Source organism: Wenyingzhuangia sp. IMCC45574 (genome assembly GCF_054182685.1).
The window spans coordinates 2144362-2164458 of record NZ_CM135169.1 but is presented as its reverse complement, the minus strand read 5'-3'; the positions used below and the strand labels follow the sequence as shown (position 1 = coordinate 2164458).

The 20097-nt window shown below is 33.7% G+C and carries 20 protein-coding genes; 17 read left to right on the top strand and 3 right to left on the bottom strand.

What is annotated here, in order from left to right; translation table 11 throughout:
• Positions 1-124 precede the first annotated feature (124 nt).
• From ACXHHC_RS09280 to ACXHHC_RS09235, 10 genes are all read left to right on the top strand, one after another.
• Positions 125-1519 carry an anthranilate synthase component I family protein gene (locus ACXHHC_RS09280; protein WP_458226090.1) on the top strand — a complete coding sequence of 465 codons (1395 nt, stop codon included), beginning with the start codon at positions 125-127 and terminating at the stop codon, positions 1517-1519.
• An 87-nt stretch (positions 1520-1606) separates the two neighbouring features.
• Complete coding sequence (locus tag ACXHHC_RS09275; RefSeq protein WP_458226089.1) at positions 1607-2185, top strand: anthranilate synthase component II; 579 nt, start codon at positions 1607-1609, stop codon at positions 2183-2185.
• A 168-nt stretch (positions 2186-2353) separates the two neighbouring features.
• A complete protein-coding gene (gene trpD / locus ACXHHC_RS09270) occupies positions 2354-3346 on the top strand; it encodes an anthranilate phosphoribosyltransferase (protein ID WP_458226088.1) in 993 nt (330 codons plus the stop codon).
• Positions 3347-3434: 88 nt separating this feature from the next.
• Positions 3435-3725, top strand: a complete 291-nt coding sequence (locus ACXHHC_RS09265; RefSeq protein ID WP_458229244.1) for a four helix bundle protein — start codon at positions 3435-3437, stop codon at positions 3723-3725.
• Positions 3726-3767: 42 nt separating this feature from the next.
• A complete protein-coding gene (gene trpC / locus ACXHHC_RS09260) occupies positions 3768-4553 on the top strand; it encodes an indole-3-glycerol phosphate synthase TrpC (protein WP_458226087.1) in 786 nt (261 codons plus the stop codon).
• A gap of 70 nt (positions 4554-4623) precedes the next feature.
• Positions 4624-5241, top strand: a complete 618-nt coding sequence (locus ACXHHC_RS09255) for a phosphoribosylanthranilate isomerase (protein WP_458226086.1) — start codon at positions 4624-4626, stop codon at positions 5239-5241.
• 235 nt (positions 5242-5476) lie between these two features.
• Positions 5477-6673 carry a tryptophan synthase subunit beta gene (gene trpB / locus ACXHHC_RS09250; protein ID WP_458226085.1) on the top strand — a complete coding sequence of 399 codons (1197 nt, stop codon included), beginning with the start codon at positions 5477-5479 and terminating at the stop codon, positions 6671-6673.
• 186 nt (positions 6674-6859) lie between these two features.
• Entirely contained in the window at positions 6860-7627 is a 768-nt protein-coding gene (gene trpA, locus ACXHHC_RS09245) for a tryptophan synthase subunit alpha (protein ID WP_458226084.1), read from the top strand.
• Positions 7628-7639: 12 nt separating this feature from the next.
• A complete protein-coding gene (locus tag ACXHHC_RS09240) occupies positions 7640-8416 on the top strand; it encodes a hypothetical protein (RefSeq protein WP_458226083.1) in 777 nt (258 codons plus the stop codon).
• 52 nt (positions 8417-8468) lie between these two features.
• Positions 8469-8918 carry a GatB/YqeY domain-containing protein gene (locus ACXHHC_RS09235; protein WP_458226082.1) on the top strand — a complete coding sequence of 150 codons (450 nt, stop codon included), beginning with the start codon at positions 8469-8471 and terminating at the stop codon, positions 8916-8918.
• Between the two features lie 61 nt (positions 8919-8979).
• Here the strand turns inward: ACXHHC_RS09235 and ACXHHC_RS09230 are convergent, their stop codons facing one another.
• Entirely contained in the window at positions 8980-9375 is a 396-nt protein-coding gene (locus tag ACXHHC_RS09230) for an acyl-CoA thioesterase (RefSeq protein WP_458226081.1), read from the bottom strand.
• 14 nt (positions 9376-9389) lie between these two features.
• Complete coding sequence (locus ACXHHC_RS09225; protein ID WP_458226080.1) at positions 9390-10439, bottom strand: LacI family DNA-binding transcriptional regulator; 1050 nt, start codon at positions 10437-10439, stop codon at positions 9390-9392.
• A gap of 114 nt (positions 10440-10553) precedes the next feature.
• Here ACXHHC_RS09225 and ACXHHC_RS09220 point away from each other — a divergent pair, with 114 nt between their 5' ends.
• Both ACXHHC_RS09220 and ACXHHC_RS09215 read left to right on the top strand, forming a co-directional pair.
• Complete coding sequence (locus ACXHHC_RS09220) at positions 10554-11606, top strand: NAD(P)/FAD-dependent oxidoreductase (protein WP_458226079.1); 1053 nt, start codon at positions 10554-10556, stop codon at positions 11604-11606.
• A 2-nt stretch (positions 11607-11608) separates the two neighbouring features.
• On the top strand, positions 11609-12133 hold the full coding sequence (locus ACXHHC_RS09215) for an SPOR domain-containing protein (RefSeq protein ID WP_458226078.1): 525 nt from the start codon (positions 11609-11611) through the stop codon (positions 12131-12133).
• An 82-nt stretch (positions 12134-12215) separates the two neighbouring features.
• Here the strand turns inward: ACXHHC_RS09215 and ACXHHC_RS09210 are convergent, their stop codons facing one another.
• Positions 12216-12605, bottom strand: a complete 390-nt coding sequence (locus tag ACXHHC_RS09210; protein WP_458226077.1) for a DUF983 domain-containing protein — start codon at positions 12603-12605, stop codon at positions 12216-12218.
• 115 nt (positions 12606-12720) lie between these two features.
• Between ACXHHC_RS09210 and ACXHHC_RS09205 the strand changes: the two genes are divergently transcribed.
• The 5 genes from ACXHHC_RS09205 (at position 12721) to ACXHHC_RS09185 (ending at position 19977) form a co-directional block, all read left to right on the top strand.
• On the top strand, positions 12721-14640 hold the full coding sequence (locus ACXHHC_RS09205; RefSeq protein ID WP_458226076.1) for an ABC-F family ATP-binding cassette domain-containing protein: 1920 nt from the start codon (positions 12721-12723) through the stop codon (positions 14638-14640).
• A gap of 97 nt (positions 14641-14737) precedes the next feature.
• A complete protein-coding gene (locus ACXHHC_RS09200; protein WP_458226075.1) occupies positions 14738-15655 on the top strand; it encodes a 1-aminocyclopropane-1-carboxylate deaminase/D-cysteine desulfhydrase in 918 nt (305 codons plus the stop codon).
• The gene (locus ACXHHC_RS09195) at positions 15652-16704 is read left to right on the top strand and encodes a glucosaminidase domain-containing protein (RefSeq protein ID WP_458226074.1); all 1053 of its coding nucleotides are present in this window, start codon (positions 15652-15654) and stop codon (positions 16702-16704) included. Before ACXHHC_RS09200 ends, ACXHHC_RS09195 begins: the two co-directional genes overlap by 4 nt.
• A 33-nt stretch (positions 16705-16737) precedes the next feature.
• Positions 16738-17856, top strand: a complete 1119-nt coding sequence (locus ACXHHC_RS09190; RefSeq protein ID WP_458226073.1) for a glucosaminidase domain-containing protein — start codon at positions 16738-16740, stop codon at positions 17854-17856.
• Positions 17857-17937: 81 nt separating this feature from the next.
• Positions 17938-19977 carry a YgiQ family radical SAM protein gene (locus ACXHHC_RS09185; RefSeq protein WP_458226072.1) on the top strand — a complete coding sequence of 680 codons (2040 nt, stop codon included), beginning with the start codon at positions 17938-17940 and terminating at the stop codon, positions 19975-19977.
• The last annotated feature ends 120 nt before the right edge of the window (positions 19978-20097 follow it).

The window sequence follows — 20097 nt, the reverse complement described above, 5'->3', positions numbered from 1 at the left end:
TACAAAAAATACTTGGTGGTGGTACACTCTTAATTAATAAGCGTGAGAATTACTATTGTATTTTAATAAAATAAATATAGAAAGGCTTATCTCGCGATAAGCCTTTTTTTATAGTGCCAAACCTATGAAGAAATTACAGTTTAAGACAGTTGTTAGAGAGCAAATGGCCGATACAGTTACTCCTGTATCAATCTATTTAAGACTTAGAGATCGTTTTGCAAATACAGTTTTGCTAGAAGGGTCAGATTATCATTCCAAAGAAGATAGTTATACTTTTATTGGGGTAGATCCTTTGGTGCATATTAAAGCAGAAGATCATGCGTTGAATTTGTATTACCGAGATGCTATGTTAAGTAGTGCTCCTTTGCAAAGAAATTACCACGATATTTTTCAATATTATTGTGAGTTAATTCAGACAGATTCTCCAGAAGATTTTAAGTCATTCAATGGTTTGTACGGATATACAACTTACGATGCTGTTCAGTATTTTGAGAATATCAAATTAAATGCTAAAAAAGCAGATTCAGCAATCCCTTTATTGCACTATAGTTTTTATAGGTATGTAATTGTAATCAATCATTTTAACGATGAAATGAAAGTGATTGAAAACTTACCTGTAGGAGAAGAATCTAATATTGATGAAGTTGTTGCAATTGTAAACAATCCAACTTGTCAGACTCAGAGATTCTCTTACGATGCAGATAGCGAAACATCCAGTTGTACGGACGAAGAATTTAAAGAATACGTTCGTAAAGGTAAGGCACACTGTAAACGAGGAGATGTTTTTCAAATAGTACTATCACGTCAATTTCAACAAAAATATAAAGGAGACGACTTTACCTTATACAGGGCTTTACGTTCTATTAACCCTTCTCCTTATTTGTTCTATTTTGATTATGGAAACTTCCGTTTAATGGGATCTTCTCCAGAGGCACAAATTAAAGTAGAAGATAAGGTGGCTACTATCAATCCAATTGCAGGAACGTTTAGAAGAACAGGAAATGCAAGAGAGGATCATTTACTAGGAGAAAAATTATCTAACGATAAAAAAGAAACTGCAGAACATGTAATGTTGGTAGACTTGGCTCGTAACGATTTAAGTAAGCATGCAGACAATGTAACGGTTGAAGTTTTTAAAGAAGTGCAGTATTTTAGCCACGTAATTCATTTGGTGTCTACAGTAGAAGGAATTATTAAAGGAAATCCATTAAAAATTGTTGGAGATACTTTCCCTGCGGGAACGTTGAGTGGTGCTCCTAAATACAAAGCCATGCAGTTAATCGATCAATACGAGTCTCAGACAAGAGGTTTCTATGGAGGAGCAGTTGGTGTTATTGGATTAACAGGAGAAGTAAACTTAGCCATTGGAATTCGTTCGTTTGTAAGTAAAAACAATACGTTATACTACCAAGCAGGTGCAGGAATTGTAATGGATTCTACAGAAGAAGGTGAGTTACAAGAAGTGAATAACAAATTAGCAGCATTAAAGAAAGCTTTGGTGTTAGCAGAAGAAATATAAATTAGTACAAAGTAGGCAGTATACAGTACCAAGTGAGCGTAGCTCCGTACTCAATGCTCAATACTCAGTACTCAGTACTAAAGAGATATGAAAATATTAATATTAGACAACTACGATTCTTTTACCTATAACCTAGTTCATATGGTAGAAGATATTACAGGGAATAAACCAGATGTTTTTAGAAACGATGAAATTCCGTTAGAGGAAATAGAAAATTACGATTTGGTAATGCTTTCTCCAGGTCCTGGAATTCCAGATGAGGCAGGTATCTTAAAAGAGGTAATTGCCGAGTATGCTGGTAAAAAACCAATATTTGGTGTTTGTTTGGGATTACAAGCAATTACAGAGGTGTTTGGTGGTGAGATTATCAATATGGACAATGTCTTCCATGGTGTAGCTACAGAGATGAAAGTAACAGATAAAGATGCTGTAATTTTTAAGAATGGTCCAGAAAAGTTTCCTGCAGCTAGGTATCATTCGTGGATTGCAAACACTAAAAAAATGCCTAAAGATTTAAAAGTTACTTGTATAGATGATGATGGTGGCGTGATGGCAATAGAGCATACAAAGTTTAATATTAGTGCAGTGCAATTTCATCCAGAGTCTATTTTAACTCCAGATGGAGAAGCAATGGTTAGACAGTTTATAGAGAACGCAAAAGTTTAGTACAGAGTAGTTAGTACAAAGTATAGAGAAACGTAGCTACGGTACTTAATACTTTGTACTAAATAAAAATGATAAGTTAAATAGTATAAAGAGCAGTTCGTATAAAGTACGGTGTAAGCATAGCTACTGTACTCAATACTTAATGTTCAATACTCAATACTATAAAAGATGAAACAATTATTATCTAGACTATTCGAGCACGAAAAGTTAAGTAGAGAAGAAGCAAAAGAAACGTTAATTAGAATTGCAAACAAGGAGTTTAACAATTCTCAAATAGCTTCGTTTTTAACGGTGTTTTTAATGAGGCCTATTACTGTTGATGAATTAACGGGTTTTAGAGAGGCTTTGTTAGAATTGGCTTTAAAAGTTGATTTGTCCGACTTTAACACCATTGATTTATGTGGTACAGGAGGAGACGGAAAAAACACGTTTAATATTTCTACATTAACTTCTTTTGTAGTAGCTGGAACAGGACATAAAGTTGCCAAGCATGGTAATTATGGAGTGTCTTCTGCTTCTGGTTCTTCTAATATGTTAGAGTATTTAGGATACCAATTTACCAACGATGAGGATGTTTTAAAAAAGCAATTAGATAAGGCTAATATCTGTTTTTTACACGCACCTTTATTTCATCCAGCAATGGCTGCTGTAGGTCCTGTTAGAAAAGAATTACAAATGAAAACGTTCTTTAACATGCTAGGGCCATTGGTAAATCCAAGTATGCCTCAAAATCAGTTGGTAGGAGTTTTTAATTTACAAGTAGGTAGACTGTATAGAGAGATTTTAAGTAAAACATCAGATAATTTTGCAGTAGTTCATGCTTTAGACGGTTATGATGAAATCTCATTAACAGGAGGTTTTAAATTGTATACAAAAGAGAACGAACAAATATTAAGTCCTAAAAACTTAGGTTTAGATCAAATTCAACAATCTGATATTTACGGAGGAGAGAGTGTTCCAGAAGCTGCTGAGATATTTACATCTATTTTAGATGGAAAAGGAACGGTTCAGCAAAATAATGTGGTGTTAACCAACGCTGCGTTTGCCTTAAAAACATTCAATCCTAAATTGTCTTTTAAAGAAGCATTTAATATAGCAAAAGATAGTTTAATGACTGGGAAAGCGAAGAGTGCTTTAAGCACTTTAATTACGAATTGTTAATTTCAAATTACGAGTTGTGAAATCAGATAATATAGTACAAGTAAAGAGTTATGATTTTGCACTTCGCGTAGTTAAGCTGTAAAAGGTAATTTGTGAAAGAGAAAAGGAATTTGTTCTAAGTAAGCAGTTGCTGAGAGCTGCCACGTCAGTTGGTGCTAATATTGAAGAAGCAATTGGAGGGCAAAGTAGAAAAGATTTCTATGCTAAATTAACGATAGCTTATAAGGAAGCAAGAGAAACGAAATATTGGTTAAGACTTTTGTCTGATGCGGGATATTTAAAGAGAGAAGAAAAAGAAGGTTTAATAAAAGATATTGATGAATTATTACGAATTATAGGGAGTATACAAAAAACGATAAAACAAAATGGTTTTTCGTGATTGTAAATTCGTAATTCGTAATTGTAAATTCGTAATTGAGATATGACGATTTTAGATAAAATAATAGAAGCAAAGAAGAAGGAAGTAGCAAAGATTAAGAGTGAGGTTCCTGTAAAGAAACTAATTACAAGTCCAAACTTTAAAAGAACACCATTGTCTTTAAAGAAATCTTTGTTAGAGGTAGGATCCACTGGTATTATAGCAGAGTTTAAAAGGCAATCGCCTTCTAAAGGAATTATTAATGATAAGGCTGATATTATTGAGGTAACTAATGGTTATTTAGATGCCAATGTTGCTGCACAATCTATTTTAACGGATACTCCATTTTTTGGAGGTACCATGGTAGATTTAATGAAGGCCCGAAGTGTAAATGAGGTAAAACCTATTTTGCGTAAGGATTTTATTGTTGATGGTTTTCAAATTGTAGAAGCAAAGGCTATTGGAGCAGATGTAATTTTATTAATTGCCGCTTGTTTAACAAAAGAGGAGTTAAAAAATTACGGACAATTGGCTACTGATTTGGGAATGGATGTGTTGTATGAAATTCATACGCAGGAAGAACTAGATAAAATTGACAATCCTGATGGAAAAGTAATTGGGATTAACAATAGAAACTTAAAAACATTTAAGGTGGATTTAGAGCACTCTATAGAGTTGGCTGCTAAAATTCCAGATAGTTGTGTAAAAGTTTCGGAGAGTGGAATTAGCGATCCTAAAATTATTATGGGATTAAAGCAATACGGTTTCCAAGGGTTCTTAATTGGAGAGAATTTTATGAAAACAGACAATCCTGGAAATGCTTGTAAAGAGTTTATTGGGCAGTTGTAACTTGCTGTAAGCTCTATGCAGTAGGCTGTATGCTTATTGCCTAAAGCCTATAGCTTAAAGCGTTGAAGGAATGAAAATCAAAGTTTGTGGAATGAAATACACGGAGAATATCCAAGCGGTAGCGGCCTTACAGCCAGACTACCTAGGGTTTATATTCTATCCGAAATCACCAAGAAGTTTTGAAGGTGAAATTCCAGCAATTGATTCAACTATTAAGAAAACAGGCGTTTTTGTAAATGCACCTATTGATTTTATAGTAGCTAAAGTAAAACAATACGGATTTAAAGCTGTACAGTTGCATGGATCGGAATCTGTGGCCTATTGTCAAGAATTGGTGAGTCACGATTTAGATATCGAGCTATTTAAAGTCTTTTCAATTAAAGATGAATTCGAATTTACTGTATTGGCCAACTACGAACCTTTTGTAAATTACTTTCTTTTTGATACCAAGGGGAAAGAAAAAGGGGGGAATGGATATACTTTTGATTGGTCTGTGTTAAAAGCATACCCATCAAAGAAGCCCTTTATTTTAAGTGGAGGAATTGGAGTTGATGAGGTAGAAAAAGTAAAGGAAATATTAAATACAGATTTGCCAATTTATGCATTGGACATCAACAGTAAGTTTGAGCTAGAGCCAGGGTTGAAAGATGTTGAACTATTAGAGCGGTTTTTTAAAGAAATAAAGTAAGTGTTGATTTGTTTTTTGTGTAGTCGTGTATTTGACTTAACGTCTTAACAAATCAGTAAATGAACATATAATAAAGTGTTCGAGCGGAGTCGAGAACTATTGCATCTCGACTCCGCTCGATGACCAAGAAAATAAAGTGTAAAAATAATTAGTACAGAGTAGACAGTAGACAGTACAAAGTTAGCCCAGCTACAGTACTCAATACTTAATACTCGGTACTCAGTACTATAAAATTATGTCAGAATTTCAAGTAGACGAAAACGGATATTATGGACAATTTGGAGGAGCATACATTCCAGAATTGTTGTTTCCGAATGTACAGGAGTTAGAGGATAATTATTTAAAAATTATCAACTCAGAAGCTTTTCAGAAAGAGTATTTGTATTTGTTAAAACAATACGTGGGTAGGCCAACACCATTGTACTATGCACCTAACTTGTCTGATAAATACGGTGCTCATATCTATTTAAAAAGAGAAGATTTAAATCATACAGGAGCTCATAAAGTAAACAATACAATTGGACAGATTCTAATTGCAAAGCAGTTAGGGAAAAAGCGAATTATTGCAGAAACAGGAGCTGGTCAACATGGTGTGGCTACGGCAACAGTTTGTGCTTTAATGAACTTAGAGTGCATTGTGTTTATGGGAGAAGTAGATATCAAACGTCAGGCTCCAAACGTAGCTCGTATGAAAATGTTGGGAGCTAAAGTAGTGGCTGCAACAAGTGGTAGTAAGACCTTAAAAGATGCTACCAACGAAGCCATTCGTGATTGGATTCAGAATCCTGAAGAGACTTACTATTTAATTGGTTCTGTAGTTGGACCACACCCATATCCAGATATGGTAGCTCGTTTGCAAGCTATTATTTCTGAAGAGATAAAATGGCAATTAAAAGAACAGACAGGGAAAGAAAACCCTGATACTATTATTGCATGTGTTGGTGGAGGATCTAATGCAGCAGGAGCTTTTTATCACTACATGGACGAAAAACAAGTAGAGTTAGTAGCAGTAGAAGCTGCTGGTTTAGGAGTAAATTCTGGAGAAAGTGCTGCAACTTCTCAATTAGGAGAGGTTGGAGTTATACACGGATCTAAAACCATTTTAATGCAAGATGAATATGGACAAATTGTAGAGCCTTATTCTATTTCTGCAGGATTAGACTATCCGGGAGTTGGACCTTTACATGCACATTTATACGATAGCAAAAGAGGAACTTTCTTAAATGCAACCGACCAAGAAGCGTTAGATGCTGCTTTTGAATTGACTCAATTAGAAGGGATTATTCCGGCTTTAGAAACATCTCATGCATTGGCTGTGTTGGGTAAAATGGATTTGAAAAAAGACCAAGTAGTAGTTATCAACCTATCGGGTAGAGGAGACAAAGATCTAGAGACGTATATTACAGAATTAAATAAAAGAGAGAATAGATAAATAGTATTTAGTACAGAGTATTGAGTACAAAGGTGTTCGAGCAGAGTCGAGAACTATTACATCTCGACTCCGATCGAACACCTGTAAACAGTTTAGTAGTTTGTCAAGTTAGCAAGGTTTATAGTTGATTTTGTGTTTATGTCTACTTTCAAACCTTTAACTTTACAAACCTTCAATATAAAAGAAATGAGTAAATTAAATCAACTATTTCAAGAAAAGCCAAACCGTTTGTGTTCGGTATATTTTACTTCTGGTTATCCTACTTTAAACGATACAGGAGCTATTGTTAAGAACTTAGAAGCTGCTGGAGTTGACTTTTTAGAGGTAGGATTACCGTATTCTGACCCTATGGCAGATGGACCTACCATTCAGGAAACAAGTTCAGTGGCATTAAAAAACGGAATCAACTTAGATTTAATTTTTAATCAACTGGATGAAATAAAAGACGAGATAACTATTCCATTAATTGCTATGGGGTACTTTAATCAGGTGGTCCGTTATGGAGCAGAAAAATTTTGTCAAAAATGTCAGTCTGTAGGTATAGAGACGTTGGTGTTGCCAGACATGCCTATGTTAGAGTATGAAAATACTTACAAAGCATTATTTGCCAAATATGGTTTGTCTAATGTGTTCTTAATTACACCGCAAACATCGGAGGAGCGTATTAAGAAGATTGATGAAATGACAGATGCTTTTATTTATGTAGTAGCATCTTCATCTATTACAGGGGCTAAAGGAACTATTTCTCAGGCTCAGATAGATTATTTTAATAGGATTAAATCTTACGGTTTAAAAAGTACTTTAATTGCTGGTTTTGGAATCTCTAGTAAGGAGACTTTTGATACTGTTTGTGAGCATGTAAATGGTGCTATTATAGGATCTGCATTTGTAAAACATGTGGGGACTAGTGGAGTTGATACTATTGATAGTTTTGTGAAAGGAATAATCGGTTAATCAATAAAAAAAATGAAAAAGAAAATGTTAGTCTGCTTGGTTGGACTTTTACTTGGTACAACAATGTTTGCGCAAGATTCTATTCCTAAAGTAGATGAAAGTAAAAACTTTTTAATGTTTTATGGAGGAGGTATTAAATATGTAGATGGTTTAATACGTACAAAATCACCCTTCTTTAAAAAATCCTATTTTGAAGTTAATGATCAGAAATACGATTTAGCAAGTGTTCAATTTTATAATAATTCTGGGAGTTTTTACGGAAATACCTACCAAGCAAATGGAGCAAATGTATTTGCCGAGAGAATTTTAAGAGGAAAAGTAAATTATTTTGAAGCTATAACTACGGGTTATAGTGCTCCAATGATGAATGCAAATGGTCAGTTTTCTGGAGGAGGTAGCTATTCCAAAAAAAGTAGGTATTACAACAAAGGTTTTGGGCCTTTAAAAAAGGCTAATTACGCTAATTTAGCGAATGACTTGGTAGATAATCAAGAAAGTATGTTGTTGTTACAGAGGTATAATAAAGTTAGCAATAGAGAGGTTATTATTTATGTGATTGCTGGTATTGCAACAGTAGCAGGTATTTTAACAGCGGGTGAAAAAACAGGGGAACAAAATGAAAATTTTAATCCTAGTACAGGAAGGTATGAAACCCAAGATGAGTACAAGCTAAAACCTGTAAATCTAACAATTGGTTTGATTGGTTTTACGACTTGTATAATAAACTACTTTAAGTCTAAAAAGAAGTACGACTATTTAGAGGATGCTATTTATATGTATAATAAGTAGTTTGGAAAGTAGTTTTTAATATTTTTGTTTGGAATTATTTAATTAGAATATAATGGGTTTATCAAAAGATGTAATGGCTAAAATGAAAGAAGCCATGAAAGCTAAAGATTCAGTTGCTTTGGAATCATTAAGAGCTATAAAATCTGCTATTTTATTAGCGCAAACTGAAACAGGATCTAAGGAAGAAATTTCTGAAGAGGCTGAAATTAAGTTATTACAGAAGTTGGTAAAACAACGTAAAGACTCAGCTACTTTATATACAGAGCAAGGACGTGAAGATTTGGCTGAACCAGAATTGGCACAAGCTGAAATCATTTCTCAGTTTTTACCAGAGCAATTAGGAGAAGAAGAGTTAAAAGCAATCATTACAGAAATTATTGCAGAAACAGGAGCTTCTTCTATGAAAGAGATGGGGAAGGTAATGGGAGCTGCTTCGCAAAAATTAGCGGGTAAAGCAGATGGTAAAGCCATTTCTGCAATGGTAAAGCAATTGCTAGGTTAGATTTACAAAAAAATATATCTACAAAAAAACCGACCATTTTAGGTCGGTTTTTTTTGTGAGTTTATGCTAAATTTTCTAGTCGATCTTTTACAAATTCAATTTTTGTTTTATCATGTGGTTTCGGTTTTCCATCCTCATCAAGATTTACCATTACAATATTGTCGACTTTTATAATGGTTTCACGAGTCATCTTATTTCTTACTTCACAATTTAACGTTAAAGAAGATTTTCCAAATTTTTCTACATCAATCCCTATTTCTATAATATCTCCTTTTTTGGCAGAGCTAACAAAATTAATTTCGGACATGTATTTGGTTACAACTCTATCATTTTCTAATTGAATAATGGAATAAAGGGCAGCTTCTTCGTCAATCCAAGCTAGTAATTTCCCTCCAAATAATGTTCCGTTTGCATTTAAATCTTCTGGTTTAATCCACTTTCTTGTATGAAATCTCATGAGCAATTTACTTTTTACTTATCATAATTTAGTTTTAAGAAAGATTTGGTAGAGTTACGCATTACTAAATCAGTCTTTATAATCTTTGTTTCGTATTCTGGATTTTCTTCTTCGTTTTCTATTCGGTGAATTAATAACTTAGCAGCTTTTGCTCCCATTTTTTCACCATGTTGACTTATAGTGGTCATTTGAGGGCTTGCATGCCTTGCTAAAATTCCGTTAGAGAAAGCAATTACAGAAAAGTTGCTTGGAATAGAATAACCCAATTTTTGGGCTACTTTTTGAGCCGCAATAGCAGTTGCCTCATTCGTTGTGATTACACTGTCTATGTCGTTGTCCTCAAAAATAGGAGTAATAATCTTTTCGTATTCGTTGTAGTGGTATTGAGTCAAATCCACCATAATGTTTTCATTGCTCTCTAGTCCAAACTCTTCTAAACCTTTTAAGTATCCTTTTTTACGTCTTTTGGTGCTAATCAATTTTTTGTTAGTAGATAAAAAACCAATGTTTTTGCAGCCTGTGTTTTTTAAATGCTCAACAGCATTAAAAGTCGCTTTATGATCTTTAATCATCACTTTGTCACAATCTAACTCCTTGGGAGCACGATCGAACATTACAATAGGAAAACCTTCTTCTATAACATCTTCAAAATGTAAAAACTCTTTGTTGATACAGCTTTCTAAACAAGGAGAAATTATAAAGCCATCAATACTACCATTAGAAAGCATTTCTAAAATTTCTTTTTCCTTGCTAGTCTTTTCGTTAGATACACAGGTAATAATCTTATAACCTTGTTCGTTGGCAACTTGTTCAATTCCGTTAAAAACCTGAGCATAGATATACTTAAGCATATTAGGAATAATAACAGCGATGGTTTTAGTCTTTTTGTTTTTTAAACTAAGGGCATTAAAGTTTGGTTTGTAATTAAACTCTTTTGCATAAGCCTGAATACGTTTTTTTGTCACGTCTGCAATTTCGTGGCTATCATTCAGGGCCTTAGAAACCGTAGAGATTGAAACGTTCAACTCTTTTGCGATATCTTTAATGGTTAGTTTTTTCTTCATAGATAAAATTGGGCTGCAAAAATAATGAATTCTTATTGTTCCAATGCCAAATATACTCATAATTAATAAGTTAATTTCATCTTTGGTGATTTCTTAAAATTGTAGATTTGTTTTATGGAAGTAGAATATATAATTGTAGGTTTTGGTTTGGCTGGAATGGCTATAACTAAGGAGTTAGAAGACAAAGGACATTCTTTTGTTGTGTTAGATAATAATTCTCAGGTGTCGTCTAGAGTTGCTGCTGGAGTTTTTAATCCTGTTATTTTAAAAAGATTCACACCGGTATGGAATGCAGATAAGCAATTAGAAAATTTGTTTCCATTTTATAAAGATTTGGAGCATAAGTTTGGAGAGAGTTTTCTTACTTATTTTGATACCTTAAAAGTTTTTAAGTCTATAGAAGATCAGAATAATTGGTTTAAAGCCTGTGATAATCCTTTGCTAGAAAAATATTTGCAACCAAAAATAATTAAAGAAAAAAAGAAAGGAATTACTTATTACGAGGGGCTTGGTGGCGTAAATGGCACTGGGAGAGTATATATTAATAGAGCTTTAGATAGCTATATATCTTATCTTAAAAAGAAAGCGGCTTTTAGAGATATTCCTATGGTTCATGAGGAGCTGAAAATAGACGACAACAAAGTAGAATACAGAGATATTGTTGCTAAAAAAATTATTTTTTCGGAAGGGTTTGGTTTAAAAGGGAATCCGTTTTTTAATTACCTGCCATTGAATGGAACCAAAGGAGAAATGCTGTTTATAAAAGCACCCGATTTAAAACTAACCGAGCAGATTAAATCTACTTTATTTGTATTGCCTTTAGAAGACGATGTTTACTGGGTAGGAGCTACATTTAATAGAGAAGATAAAACAACATTGCCAACAGAGGGCGGAAGAAAAGAGATTCTAGAAAAATTAGATACTATGATTGAGGTTCCTTACGAAATTGTGGATCAATTTGGAGGGATTCGTCCTACGGTAAAAGATAGGAGGCCGTTAGTGGGAAAACACCCTAAATACAATCGTTTAATTGTCTTTAATGGATTGGGAACAAGAGGTGTTATGATTGCTCCAACAATTGCCAAACAATTGTACCAGCATTTAGAAAATGATGTACCTTTGCCAGCAGAAATAAACATCAACAGATTTGATCTAAAATTCACCTAATTATGCCTTTTTTAAGCGAAGAAGAAGTTGACGACTTACAAAAAAAAATAGATTCTCTAAGTGCTAACTCTTTGGCATTAGAAGGAACTAATAAAAAGTTAAAAGAAGAAAATCAAGAGAAAGCAAATAAGCTTAGAACTGCTGTAGCGGTTTGTATTATTCTGTTTTTATGTTTGGTGGGAGCACTTGTTTTTGGATTTGGAGGAACGGTTAATACCACTGTAGTTGCTCAAGAGCCAACCGTTATAAGAGATACCATCTTTATAGAGAAAAAAGTAGTAGAAAAGACCATAGAGAAACCAGTAGAAGATGTAGTTACTTATGGAGTACAGATAGGTGCTTACAAAAAGTTTAAAGTAGATTTTTCTTCTTGTGTTTACAGAGTAACCAAGGGGCAGTTAAATTTTTACGTTCTAGGTAATTTTCCGACTATTTCCGAAGCTAAAAGTTTTAAAAAACTTTTAAAAGATCAGAATGTAAAAGATACTTTTATCGTTAAAATGAAAAATGGAGAATTGGTGAATTAATGCATGCGCTATTCTTACTATAAAAACAAAAAAGAACCCAATTTTGGGTTCTTTTTTGTTTTTATAGGCTTTGTAAGCCAGATTATTTTTTTCGTAGTTTTTCGTCTTTTTGGTATTTTATAAAAAGATGAATCCATACCACTCTTGCCAAACGCAAACTCCAAGGAGCTAAAGCAAATAAACCAAGTGCAATAACAACGATGCTTTGTTTCATATTTAAACCAAAGAATACGGCACTAATAATATAAAAGGCAACAGCTAAAGCTACACTAATTCCATAGCCTACATACATGGCTCCGTAAAAAAAAGAAGGTTCTCTCATATATTTTAAATTGCAACTAGAACAGTGCTCTTTTGCCTCTGTAGTTTTTAAAATATTAAAAGAGAATTTATGTTTAAAGAACTCTCCTTCGTGACATTGCGGACATTTAGAGGTAAAGATGCTATAGAGTTTGTTTCCTTTGCTAAACATGCTGTATTTATTTTGGTACTTTTGCCAAGTCTAAAGACAAAAGAAGTTGGTTTGTTACATTCTCATAACAAATATACTTCCATTTATTATTATTGCTAAGCAACATTTGTTACATATGGTTAACGTACATAATTTAACGGTTACATTTAACGGAACTGATCTTTTTTCTGGAATAACTTTTAAACTAGAAAAAGGAGATAGAGTAGGATTGGTAGGAAAAAATGGAGCAGGAAAATCTACACTGTTAAAAGTGTTATCTAAAGACATGCCAAATGATGGTGGAACTTTAGCTTTTGATAAAGATATACAGATGGGGTTTTTACGTCAGGATATTGATTTTATTCCTGGTAGAACCATTTTGGAAGAAGCGTATCAAGCTTTTGAAGAAATTAAAAAAATAGAAGCTGAAATTGAGAAGATCAATGCAGAGTTAGCAGAGAGAACCGATTACGAAAGCGAATATTATAACAATTTAATTCACGATTTAGAGGAGAAAACCACGCGTTACGAATTGTTAGGTGGGTATAATTATCAGGGAGAAACCGAAAAAGTATTACAAGGTTTAGGTTTTCAACGTGCCGATTTTGACAAGTTAACAGATACTTTTTCTGGAGGATGGAGAATGCGTATAGAATTAGCCAAATTATTATTGCAGAATAATGATATTCTATTGTTGGATGAGCCTACAAACCACTTAGATATAGAGTCTATTATTTGGTTGGAAAACTTTTTAAGGAACTATGCAGGAGCAGTGGTATTGGTGTCTCACGATAAAATGTTTTTAGACAATGTAACCAATAGAACCATAGAGATATCTTTGGGGCAAATTTACGATTACAAAAAGCCGTATTCTCAATTCTTACTGTTACGCGATGAAATTCGTGAAAAGCAAATGCAGGCTCAGAAAAATCAGGAAAAAGAAATAAAGGCAAAAGAAGAGTTAATAGAACGTTTTCGCTACAAAGCAACCAAAGCATCTTTAGCACAATCGTTAATTAAGCAATTGGAAAAAGTAGAACGCATAGAGGTAGACGGAGAAGATAATGCAGTAATGAATGTTCGTTTTCCAGTGTCTAAAGAACCTGGGAAAGTGGTGGTAGAAGCAGAGAGTGTTTCTAAAAGTTATGGCAACAAGCATGTGCTTTCTAATGTAGCAATACAGATAGAAAGAGGTACTAAAATTGCTTTTGTTGGTCAGAACGGACAAGGAAAATCTACTTTGGCAAAAATGATGGTTGGGGAGATAGATTATACTGGTGATTTAAAGCTAGGGCATAATGTAGAAATAGGTTATTTTGCTCAGAATCAGGCAGAGCATTTAGATGGAGAAATTACCTTGTTAGAAACCATGGAAAATGCTGCCAACGATGGAAATAGAGCAAAAGTAAGAGATATGCTAGGTTCCTTTTTGTTTAAGGGAGACGATGTAGAGAAGAAAGTGAAGGTGTTGTCTGGAGGAGAAAGAAACCGATTGGCTTTGTGTAAAATGTTGTTAGAGCCTTTTAATGTGTTGGTAATGGATGAGCCAACCAACCACTTAGATATTAATTCTAAAAATGTACTAAAACAAGCTTTAGAAAATTTTGGTGGGACGTTAATTTTGGTTTCTCACGATCGTGATTTCTTGCAAGGTTTAACAGAAAAGGTATTGTACTTTAAAGACAAGAAAATAAAAGAGTATTTGGGAGATTTAGATTATTTCTTAGAGGCACACAAGTTAGAAAACATGCGAGAAGCAGAGATGAAAACGGTGGTTGCTTCGGATAAATCGTCTCAGAAAAGTGCTGGAAAGTTAAGTAGGGAACAAGAAAAAGAACTAAAGAAAATTAAGAACAAATACAGTAAAGTAGAACGTCAGATAGCGGATTTAGAAAAAGAGATTCAGAAGATGGATGCTCAATTGGCAGAAGATTATGAAAAACATGCTTCGGATGGTTCTTTTTTTGAAGTCTACCAAGGAAAGAAGAATGATTTAGACGAGGCTATGGAGTTGTTGTTTGAGTTGGATGAGGAGATTGCTGAAAAGCAAGGGTAGTCAGTATATCAAAGAGGTGTTCTAGCGGAGTCGAGAACTATTGCATCTCGACTCCGCTCGATGACCTTTGCAATCAAAATAATATAGTCAGTAAAAAATGCAATCTAAAAACATACAAATTCAATTACCTATTCTTACAAAAAAAGGAGTAGAACTGTATGTAAAAAGAGAAGACTTGTTGCATCCTTTTATTTCGGGTAATAAATACCGCAAACTAAAATATAACGTAGCCCATGCTAAAAATAAAGACAAACTGCGTTTGCTTACTTTTGGGGGAGCTTATTCCAATCATATTTTGGCCACTGCCGCTGCAGGAAAAGAATACGGATTTAAAACGGTTGGTGTTATTCGTGGAGAAGAGTTGGGAGTTGACTTAGAGAAAACACTCGCTCAGAATCCTACGTTGAAACAAGCGCATGATTTCGGAATGGAATTTTTATTTGTTTCTCGTTCAGCTTATCAACAAAAAAAAGAAAAGAACTTTTTAGATGCGTTAAATGCACAATTCCCAAATAGCTATATCATTCCAGAAGGAGGAACCAATGATTTGGCGATTAAGGGTTGTGAAGAAATTTTATCAGAAACAGACACCAAATTTACGCATATAGCCTGTGCTATGGGAACAGGAGGGACGGTAACAGGAATTATTAATAGCTCAAAAAAGTCTCAAAAAATACTAGTATTTCCTGCTTTAAAAGGAAGTTGGATTAAAGATGAGATTGCATCTTTGAAACCAAATAAAGACAATTGGGAAGTTGTTTCTCAGTATCATTTGGGAGGTTATGGAAAAGTGACCTCAGAATTGGTTACTTTTATAAACGATTTTAAAAAACAAACCCATATTCCTCTGGACCCTATTTATACAGGTAAGATGATTTTTGGCTTGTTGCAAGAAGTTGAAAAAGGAGAATTTAAGAAAGGAAGTAAAATACTTGCTATTCATACCGGAGGTTTACAAGGAATTGCTGGTGTAAATAATGTACTAAAACAAAAAAACAAAGCCCTAATTCTATGAGAAAACTTATAGCAATTATAGTTGTATTACTTGTAGCCTCTTGTGGTTCTAGTAAAAAAGTAACCAATAGTAAACCTACAGTAATAAAGGAAAAAGATGGGGAGATTAAGGTAATTCCTAATAAAGAAACTACGCGAGAAGTTGCAAAGGTAATTACAGAAACCAAGAAGAAAACAAATACCTATTTAAACAAAAACACCTTGGCGTATATAGAAAAATATGCTCCGTTGGCTATGGAAGAAATGCGGGAATATAAAATACCTGCAAGTATTACGTTGGCTCAAGGTATTTTAGAGTCGGGCAGTGGAAAGAGTAAGCTTTCTAGCAGGTCTAACAATCACTTTGGAATAAAATGTCATAGAGGTTGGACAGGAAGAAGAACATATCATGACGATGATAAAAAAGGAGAGTGTTTTAGGGTTTATAAATATGTAGCTACTTCTTACAGAGATCATTCTACTTTCTTGGCAGGCCGTTCTAGGTATTTAAGCTTATTCCGATTAAAGATAGACGACTATAAAGGTTGGGCAAAAGGATTAAAAAGAGCAGGTTATGCAACAGATCCTAAGTATCCTAAAAAGTTAATCACCTTTATAGAAAAGTACAATTTAGACAAGTACGATGAGATTGTGTTGAAAGGGAAGTTTGAAGGGATAAAGTCTAAAAGGCAGCCAGTTGTTGAAAAAAAAGAAACCAAAGCAAATACTTCTAAATCTACACCTAAAGTAATTGTTGCTAAAAAAGAGATTCCTAGAAAAGGAACACATAGAGTAAGTGGAGAGGATACTTTGTATTCAATCTCTAGAAAATACGGTTTGGCGGTTGATGAGTTAAAGAAATTGAATGGTTTAACAGACAATGTGATTCATGAAGGAGATGTGTTAAAGCTAAGAACTGAGGTTAAAAGGAAAGGTTATTATGTTGTAAAAAAGAAAGATACGCTGTATTCTATAGCTAAAAAAAATAAGGTGACGGTTGCAGAATTAAAAGCATTAAATAATTTAAATTCTAATGACATTTCTATTGGGCAGGAGTTAAGGATTAAGTAAGTTTACACGAAAGAAGCTTTTAAAATAAAATAGATGAAAAAAGTTATTGCACTTGGTTTTGTGTTCGTTCTACTATGTTCTTGTGGAGCCAACAAGAATAGTATTAAAGAAGAGGCTTCTAAAGAAGTGGTAAGTAAAGTATCTTTTGATTCTTTACAGAAACAGGTTCATCAAATTGTAGACTTAACGGAGCAAGGTATAGAGGGAGCGGCAGGTGATGCTACTTTTGAATATGTAAGAAATTATGCTCCAATTGCTATTAGCGAGATGAATAGAACAGGTATACCTGCAAGTATAATTTTAGCTCAAGGTTTAGATCAGTCTGGTAAAGGAAAAAATAAGTTAGCAAAAGAAACCAATAATCATTTCGAGATTTTTTGTGGTCGTGGATGGAGCGGAGCACGTTTTTATAAAAATAAAGAAATGAATGGGGAGTGTTATAGAAAATATAAATATGCAATAGCGTCTTTTAAGGATCATTCTATTTATTTAACTAGAAGACCTAGCTATTCTAGTCTGTTTACACTAAACAAAGGTGATTATAAAGCTTGGGCAAAAGGATTAAAAAAAGCGGGATATTCTAGCAATCCAAATTACGATAAAAAACTAATTACTTGTATAGAGGATTATAACCTACATAAGTTTGATGAAATAGCTTTAAGTGGAGTTGTGGGTAGGTATAAAGATTCCGATTTTTATGTAGCATCTGAACTTAAAAGAGACAATTTATTGACTGTTAAGAAAACTAAAGATTCTATTGCACAACTAGAAGTAGCGAAACTAAAAGCAGAGAAAGTTGCTTTAGCTAAAGAAGAAAAAAGAAAGGCAAAGGAATTGTTTGAGCTAAAAAAGAATAGAGTTACAGAGCATACTGTTGCAAAAAACGAAACTTTGTATAGCATTGCTAGAAGGTATAATTTAAATGTGGCTTATATAAAATCGTATAACGGTTTAACCAATAATACAATACATGTTGGAACTGTTTTAAAAATTAAAAAACATGTAAAAAGAGAAGGATATCATATAGTAGCAAAAGATGAAACCTTATTTTCTCTTTCTAAAAAATATAAAACAACGGTTCGTAAAATTAAAGAACTAAATAAGCTTACGTCCAATATTATCAATGTAGGGCAGGAGTTAAAAATAGAATAGAAGGTTATTTGTAGCTATTCTGTTTAGCTATGTTCCTGTAAAGATTACCAAAGTTCCATCCATTCCCCTTATCTTTGCAAAATGGAACAAGAACTAAGACTATCAAGTTGGTTGCCAACTACTAAAAAGGAATGTAAGATTCGTGGTTGGGACGAGTTAGATGTAATTCTTTTTAGTGGAGATGCTTATGTAGATCATCCATCATTTGGGCCTGCGGTAATTGGTCGTTTGTTGGAGAGCTATGGACTTAGAGTAGCTATTGTTCCACAACCAAGTGTTACAGATAATTTGCAAGATTTTACCAAACTAGGACAACCAAAATTATTTTTTGGAGTTACTTCTGGAGTAATGGATTCTATGGTGAGTAATTATACTGCAAGCAAGCGTAAGCGTGATAAAGATGCGTATACTCCAAATGGAGACATAGGTTTTAGACCCGATTATGCTACAACTGTATATACAAAAATCTTAAAAGAGAAATTTCCCGATACGCCTGTTTTAATTGGAGGAATAGAGGCTTCGTTACGAAGAGTAACTCATTACGATTACTGGTCGGATAAATTAAAACCTACTATTTTAAAAGAATCTGGTGCCGATATTCTGGTCTATGGAATGGGGGAGCAACCTTTAAAAGAGATTGTAACCTTAATGCAAAAAGGAGTTCCGTTTAGTTCTTTAAGAACTATAAAACAAACTGCGTATTTGCAATCAAAGCACGAAGCTGTTCAGAAAAATAAAAACTGGGAAGATAAAGTTCTTAGTTCTCACGAAGCTTGTTTAAAAGATAAGAAAACGTTTGCTGCTAATTTTAAAACGATTGAGCAGGAATCTAATAAGACGTATGGAGGTAGAATTTTACAAGAGGTAGGGGAAGAGTTATTGGTGATCAATCCGCCTTATCCAACCATGTTAGAGAAGGAGATAGATGCTTCTTTTGATTTACCGTATACGCGTTTACCGCATCCAAAGTATAACAAGCGTGGACCTATTCCTGCTTTTGAAATGATTAAATTCTCTATAAACACACATAGAGGTTGTTTTGGAGGGTGTAGTTTCTGTACCATTTCTGCGCATCAAGGAAAATTTATTGCCAGCCGTAGTAAGGAGTCTATTTTAAAAGAAGTAGATCAGGTGGCAAATATGAAGGATTTTAAAGGATATTTATCCGATGTGGGTGGGCCATCAGCGAATATGTATCAAATGAAAGGTAAAGTACAGGAAATTTGCGATAAATGTGTTGCTCCTTCTTGTATCAACCCGGTAATTTGTTCCAATTTAGATACTTCTCATGCTCCGTTAACAGATATTTATAAATCTGTAGACAAGCACCCAAAGATTAAAAAATCTTTTATTGGTTCTGGAATTCGATACGATATGCTAGTTCCAGATTTTAATAAAAATGCAGATCCAAAAGAATTAGAAGAATATACAGAAGAGGTAATTACACATCACGTTTCTGGTAGATTAAAGGTAGCTCCAGAACATACTTCGGATAAGGTATTAAAGTTAATGCGTAAGCCTTCGTTTTCTAATTTTCACGATTTTAAAAAGTTGTTCGATAAAATCAACCTTAGGAAAAAACTAAACCTACAGTTAATTCCTTATTTTATCTCAAGTCATCCACAGTCCGATTTAGAGGATATGGCCAATATGGCTGCTGAAACTAAAGATATGGGATTCCAATTGGAACAAGTGCAAGGATTTACACCAACTCCTATGACAGTTGCTACGGTAATTTATTACAGTGGATATCATCCGTATACTTTGGAGAAAATGGATACTCCAAAAACAGCCAAAGAAAAAGAGGAGCAACACCGATTCTTTTTCTGGTATAAAAAAGAGAATCAGGCTTGGATCCGAAAATCTTTAACCAAAATAGGACGACAAGATTTATTAAATAAATTATTGCCAAAAGGAGGAAATACAGGGTATAAAAAAGATTTTAAACCTAAAAATACATTTGACGATGCTGTAGATGTTCCAAAAGGGATTAGAAAAGGAAAGGCTAAGCCAAAAAGAAATCAGAAAGATAAAGATGGCTTTGTAAGTGTACTTGATAAGGACAGAAATCAAAAAAATAAATCCAATAGGAATAGTAAGTCTAAGCGAAAAAGACGATAAAAAAATGCCTCAAATAATTTTGAGGCATTTTTTTATAAAATCAATTAAACCTTTTGAACCTGCTAGGGTCTAAGATTATGATTACAGTTTTTTGGTTAACTATTGTAGTTTTTTTAATCA